Source organism: Mycobacterium sp. (assembly GCF_049647605.1).
GTDB lineage: Bacteria > Actinomycetota > Actinomycetes > Mycobacteriales > Mycobacteriaceae > Mycobacterium.
In genome coordinates this window covers 50,368-56,462 of the sequence record NZ_JBARXZ010000109.1, presented here as the reverse complement: position 1 = coordinate 56,462, position 6,095 = coordinate 50,368, and the positions used below count along the sequence as shown (strand labels likewise).

Below are 6,095 nucleotides of genomic sequence, written 5' to 3'. Positions count from 1 at the left end.
ATCCTGGGGTGCCGGTTTGGTTTCCGCGCTCCTGCGGACGAACTGGCGCCCGGCTGGGGCAGCGGGCTGGCCAGCGTGCGCCTCCCCTGCGGGAATCGACATGTCCAGCCGCGTCTCGATGCGCTCGACCCGCTGGAGCAACGCCGCTTCGGTATCACTGGCCGACGGCAACAGCAGCCGGGCACAGACGACCTCCAGCAGCAGCCGCGGGGCAGTGGCGCCCCGCATCTCCCCCAGCCCGGCATGCACGACCTCGGCATAGCGGGTCAAGCTGGCGGCCCCGATGCGATCGGCCTGCGAACGCATCTTCTCCAGCTCGTCCTCCGGAGCGTCCACCACCCCGCGGGCCGCGGCATCCGGAACTGCCTGCAGCACAATCAGATCCCGGAATCGCTCCAGGAGATCCACGGCAAAACGGCGTGGATCGTGACCGGCGTCGATCACCGACTCCACGGCACCGAACAGGGCAGCGGAGTCGGCGGCGGCCAACGCCTCGACGGCGTCGTCGATCAGCGCGACATCGGTGGCCCCCAGGAGTGAGAGCGCCCGCTGGTAGATCACCCGGTTGCCGTCGGCGCCGGCCAGCAGCTGATCCAACACCGACAGCGTGTCGCGGGGTGAGCCGCCGCCGGCACGGATCACCAGCGGGTACACCGCGTCGTCGACTTCGACGTTCTCACTGCTGCAGATGGATTCGATGAGGGTGCGCATGGTGCGCGGCGCGAGCAGCCGGAACGGATAGTGGTGGGTGCGAGACCGGATGGTGGGCAACACCTTTTCCGGTTCCGTGGTGGCAAACACAAAGATCAGGTGGTCCGGTGGCTCCTCGACGATTTTCAGCAGCGCGTTGAAGCCCGCGGTGGTGACCATGTGCGCTTCGTCGATGATGAAGATCCGGTACCGCGATTGGGCCGGTGCGTAGAACGCCCGGTCGCGCAGTTCGCGGGTGTCATCCACGCCGCCGTGGCTGGCTGCGTCGAGCTCGACCACGTCGACGTTGCCCGAGCCGTTGGGCGCCAAAGCAACGCAGGAGTCGCACACCCCACAGGGCGTGGGCGTCGGCCCCTCTACACAGTTCAGTGAGCGGGCCAGGATGCGCGCGGAGGACGTCTTGCCGCAGCCACGCGGCCCCGAGAACAGGTATGCGTGGTTGATCCGACCCGCCTGCAGAGCGATCGACAGCGGCTCGGTGACATGCTCCTGCCCCACGACCTCAGCGAAGGTCGCCGGCCGGTACTTGCGATAGAGAGCCACGTCAGCAGGTTACCCAGTCGGTCCGACGACGCTAGTCGCGTGCCAGTAGCGACTCGGTGGCCGCCAACAACGTGCAGGTGGCCAGACCGTGGATCGCGTCCCGAAGTTCGGGCTCCGACGGGAAGGTCGGCGCAATCCGAATATTCTTGTCTTCAGGGTCTTTTCGATACGGGAAGGCCGCACCGGCTTCCGTCAGCGCAATTCCGGCGTCCTTCGCGAGCGCGATGATGCGCTTCGCGGTCCCCGGCAACGCGTCCAGGCTGACAAAGTAGCCGCCGCGAGGATCGGTCCACGAGGCGACCTTGGAGTCGCCGAGCCGCTCCTCCAGGATCTCGGCCACCAGTGCAAACTTGGGCGCAAGCAGTTGCTGGTGACGCTGCATGTGCAGCCGCACCCCGTCGGCGTCGCCGAAGAATCGGGCGTGCCGCAGCTGATTCAGCTTGTCGGGACCGATGGTCTTCTTCGCCGCGTGCTGCAGATACCAGGCGATGTTGCCCAAGGAGCCACCGAAGAAGCTGACCCCGGCGCCGGCAAAGGTGATCTTCGATGTCGACGCGAAGACAAATGGCCGGTTCGGATTGCCCGCCGCAGCGGCCAGCCCGAGCACGTCGACCTGGCGCAAGAACTCGTGCGTGAGGGTATGGACCGCGTAAGCGTTGTCCCAGAACAGACGGAAATCGGTTGCGGCGGTACGCATTTGGACCAGCCGCCGGACGACCTCCCACGAGTACACCGCCCCGGTCGGGTTGGAGAACACCGGGACGCACCACATGCCCTTGATCGTGGGGTCAACGGCCACCAGCTCTTCGATCAGGTCGACATCGGGGCCGTCCTCGCGCATCGGGATCCGCACCAACTCGATGCCCATGCTCTCGGTGATCGCAAAATGGCGGTCGTAACCCGGCGATGGGCACAGGAACTTCACGCCACCGTCATGCAGGTCCTGGATCCAGGGCCGCGGCGAGTCGACGCCACCGTGCAGCAGCGAGAAGACGATCGAGTCGTGCATCGTCTCCAGGCTCGCGTTGTTGCCGGCGATCAGGTTCGGCACGGGAATGCCGAGAATCTCACCGAAGATCTCACGCAGCTCCGGCAGGCCGTGGAGGCCGCCATAGTTGCGGGTGTCGGTGCCCTGGGCGTCACGATAGGCATCGGGGCCATTGCCGGGCAGTGCCAGCAGCTCGTTGGACAGGTCGAGCTGTCCGGGCGACGGCTTTCCGCGGGTCAGGTCCAGCGTCAGCCTCTTGGCCTGCAGCTCGGCGTAATTGTCCTGCTGCAGCTTGTGCTCGGCCAGCAGTTCCTCGCGGCCGAGGGAATGGAAGGACACCTGGGGCCTTTCACGGCGGGAGCGACATAAGGGGACCCCGCGCACCCGCCAGAGCCCATTGACCCTTGCTGCCTTCCGGCCCTGGGGGAGTTCACAGGATGGACGCCGCGCGGGGTCCATCCGAGAGTGTAGTACCCGGACGGAGTGGTTCCGACCGCGCCGCCTCTAGCTGGGAATCCGCCGCAAGCTGGGCAGCGATTCTGGGCTTCGGGGGTGCCTCGGTTACCATTGCCGACGGAGGATTCGCCTAGTGGCCTATGGCGCTCGCCTGGAACGCGGGTTGGGTTAATAGCCCTCAGGGGTTCAAATCCCCTATCCTCCGCACTTGGTTGCGGGGTGTCCGCCCTTTATCGGGCGGACACCCCGGAACTCAACCCAAGGAGGGGTATGCGGCGCGGAATCACAGTGTCATGTCATGCCCTGTCTTTCCTGCTCTCCGCGGTTCTCTTCTTCCTGTTTGTGCTGCCACGCTGGTGGGAGTTCTCGGGCGGCGTCTCGCCGGGTATCGGGACCACGCTGCGCATCGTCACAGGCGTCCTGATCGGCCTCACCGCACTGCCGGTGGCAATCAACCTGATCAAGGTGCGCAAACCCGAATTCGGCACGCCGCAGCTGGCGCTGACATTGCGCGTGTGGTCGATCGTGGGACATGTCCTGGCGGGTGTGCTGATCGTCGGGGCCGCCATCGCCGAGATCTGGCTGTCACTCGACACCGCGGGCCAATGGCTTTTTGGTGTCTACGGTGCCGCCGCGGCCATCGCGGTTCTCGGCGCTGCCGCCTTCTACCTGGCGTTTGTCGCCGAGATGCCGCCACCACCGCCGAAACCGCTGAAGCCCAGAAAGTCCGCGGCCCCGGTTGCCGCTGCTCCGGTAGCCGATGAGCCGGCCCTCGAAGAATCGGAAGCCGACGAATCGGTGCCGGACGAGGTCACCACCGGTGACTCCGACGAGTCCTCCAGCAGCCCGGACACCGACACCACCGATCAGTCGGAAACCACCGACAAGGACGCAGCAGCCGACGACAGCCCGGAAACGGGTGGCCGGTTGCGCAACCGGCGGCCGGCCGGCAAGTCCGGCGCCGCGAAGGTCAACCGGCGACGCGGCGGCGGCGTCGCCGTCTCCGACGACTGACTGGACGATCCCGGTCGGGCCTGCCAGGCAGTATGGACAGGTAACGAATCGACCCCCCGCCCCGAGAGGCAAGTCATGGCCGCATTTCGACCACGTCTTCGTGCCCGCTTCCCGCTGTGGATGCTCGGCACCCTGCTATTGGCGTTCCTCCCCCTGTTCGGAGCGGGAATCGCGCAGGCCGAGCCGGTTCCCCCGGTGGAGCACAACCTGGTGGAGAACAACCTGGTGCAGATCTCGACGCGAGTCGATTTCCAGGGTGTTGTCGGCAACGGCACCGGCATCGTGCTGACCCCGGAGGGTGCCGTGCTGACCAATCACCACGTCATCCAGGGAGCCGACGAGATCAGGGCGTTGACGCTGAGCAACGGCCAGACCTACAACGCCGACGTGCTCGGCTACGACCGCTCCAACGACGTCGCGCTGATCCAACTGCGCGGCGCCTCCGGCTTGATCCCCGCGCCGCTGGGCAACTCGGCGGCCCTGACCGTCGGCGAACCCGTCGTCACCCTCGGAAATGCCAACGGCACCGGCAACCCGCTGACCCGGGAGCAGGGCAGGGTCACCGCTTTGGGCCAGACCATCAGCGCCGAGGACGAGCTGACCGGTAGCTCGCACAGCCTCGGCAATCTGATCGAATCTTCGACCAATCTGCGGTCCGGCGACTCCGGCGGCGCCCTGGTCAACTCCGCCGGCCAGGTCGTCGGACTCAATGCCGCCGCCACCTACAACTTCAAACTCAACGGTGAGTCGACGCCGGGCGGGCAGGGCTACGCCATTCCGATCAACGAGGCGCTGGGCATCGTCGACCAGATCCGTTCCGGCACCGGCACCGCCGAGGTGCACATCGGGCCGTCGGCCATCCTGGGCGTCGGCGTCTCCGGTGTGGATCGCGGTCAGGCGGGCTTGCCCATCCAATCGATCATGCGTGGCGGGCCGGCTGATCAAGCGGGTCTGCGGCCCGGCGATGTGCTGCTGCGCATCGACGGCACCCCGATCTCGTCGGCCAACACCCTGACCGCCGTGCTGGACCAGCGCTACCCGGGTAACAACATCGAGCTGGTGTGGCGCGACGCCACCGGTTTCGAGCGCACCGGCCACGCGATACTGGCCAGCGGCGCCACCAGCTGACCTGCGTGCGGTGCCACCGGCTCAGCCGGCGGTGCCGACAGGATTACCGTCCACGTCCCAGTGGGCGGCAACCTTCTTCGACGGCTGCACCCGCGGCGGTTCGCCCGGCATCTTCGGGTAGTTCGGCGGATAGGGCATATCGCCGAGACCGCGCTCCTCGTCGGCGGCCACCAAATCCAGCAGCGGCTTCAGCGACTGCACGGTGTCTTCCATACCGGACCACGGATCATCGCGGCGGGCCACAAGGTCCGGAACCGTCGCCATGGTGTAGTCGTCAGGGTCGGCGTCGGCGAGCTCTGACCAGTGCAGCGGCGTCGACACCGTCGCGATGGCGGTCCGTCGTACCGAATACGGTGAGGCCATCGTCCGGTCGCGGGCATTCTGGTTGAAATCGATGAAGATCCGTTCACCGCGCTCCTCTTTCCACCACGAGGTGGTCACCAGATCGGGCGCCCGCCGTTCCACTTCCCGGGCCAACGCGATCCCGGCCCGCCGGACGGCGATGAAATCCCACTCGGTGGCGATCCGCAGGTACACGTGCACCCCCCGCCCGCCCGAGGTCTTGGCGTAGCCCACCAGACCCAGCTCGTCGAGAAGCGGCTTGAGAACCTGGACCGCAACGTTGGCGGCCTCCCGAAAACCGGTACCGGGCTGGGGATCCAGATCGATACGCAGCTCATCGGGATGCTCCACATCGGGACAGCGCACCTGCCACGGATGGAAGGTGACGGTACCCATTTGCGCGGCCCACACCACCGCCGACGGATGGGTGATCTTGAGAGCGTCCGCGGTACGTCCCGACGGAAAGGTGACCACACACGTCTGCAGGTAGTCGGGATGTTTCTGGGGCACCCGTTTCTGGTAGATCTCCTCGCCGTCGATACCGTCGGGGAACCGCTGCAGATGGGTGGGGCGGTCCCGCAGCGCGGTCATCATCGGACCCGCGCAGGCGATCGTGCGGTAGTACTCGACCAGCGAGGCCTTGGTACCGGCGACACCCAGTGCGGGAAAGTACGGTTTGTCCGGGCTGGTGAGCCGGACCTTCGTGCCGAGAACATCGACTTCTTGTGCGGGCGTGGCCATATCAGCGCTCCATGACGTGGGTCGACGTGGTAGAGGTCATGCGTCATGCCGAATACGCGGCTGCGACGCCATAATCATCCGATGTCGTATTCATACGAGTCGGCGGCATCAGATTGCAGTCCGCTCACACTTCGAAGTTACGCGTTCATCCTGCTGCGGCGGCTCCGTTTCC

General features: G+C 66.4%; 5 protein-coding genes, 1 tRNA gene and 1 other RNA gene. 3 read left to right on the top strand and 4 right to left on the bottom strand.

Going from position 1 to position 6,095, the window contains the following annotated elements:
- The 3 genes from WBB07_RS14255 to ffs form a co-directional block, all read right to left on the bottom strand.
- Window positions 1-1,254 (bottom strand): DNA polymerase III subunits gamma/tau (locus WBB07_RS14255; protein WP_526308713.1); only part of this gene is annotated, 1,254 nt, incomplete at its 3' end.
- Between the two features lie 31 nt (window positions 1,255-1,285).
- Window positions 1,286-2,581: an aspartate aminotransferase type Ic gene (locus tag WBB07_RS14250; protein ID WP_526308711.1), complete on the bottom strand. Its 1,296-nt coding sequence runs from the start codon at window positions 2,579-2,581 to the stop codon at window positions 1,286-1,288.
- Between the two features lie 26 nt (window positions 2,582-2,607).
- An RNA gene (gene ffs / locus WBB07_RS14245) (signal recognition particle sRNA small type) lies at window positions 2,608-2,702 on the bottom strand.
- Window positions 2,703-2,817: 115 nt separating this feature from the next.
- On the opposite strand from ffs, the gene WBB07_RS14240 reads away from it, so the two are divergent.
- The 3 genes from WBB07_RS14240 to WBB07_RS14230 all read left to right on the top strand — a co-directional run bounded on the left by WBB07_RS14240 (window position 2,818) and on the right by WBB07_RS14230 (window position 4,840).
- Window positions 2,818-2,903 (top strand) — tRNA-Ser (locus WBB07_RS14240).
- A 65-nt stretch (window positions 2,904-2,968) separates the two neighbouring features.
- A complete protein-coding gene (lucA, locus tag WBB07_RS14235; protein WP_526308709.1) occupies window positions 2,969-3,712 on the top strand; it encodes a lipid uptake coordinator LucA in 744 nt (247 codons plus the stop codon).
- A gap of 75 nt (window positions 3,713-3,787) precedes the next feature.
- Window positions 3,788-4,840, top strand: coding sequence for a S1C family serine protease (locus WBB07_RS14230; RefSeq protein ID WP_526308707.1), 1,053 nt, complete (start codon window positions 3,788-3,790; stop codon window positions 4,838-4,840).
- A 21-nt stretch (window positions 4,841-4,861) separates the two neighbouring features.
- Here the strand turns inward: WBB07_RS14230 and ligD are convergent, their stop codons facing one another.
- Window positions 4,862-5,923, bottom strand: a complete 1,062-nt coding sequence (gene ligD / locus WBB07_RS14225; RefSeq protein WP_526308705.1) for a non-homologous end-joining DNA ligase — start codon at window positions 5,921-5,923, stop codon at window positions 4,862-4,864.
- Between the last annotated feature and the right edge of the window lie 172 nt (window positions 5,924-6,095).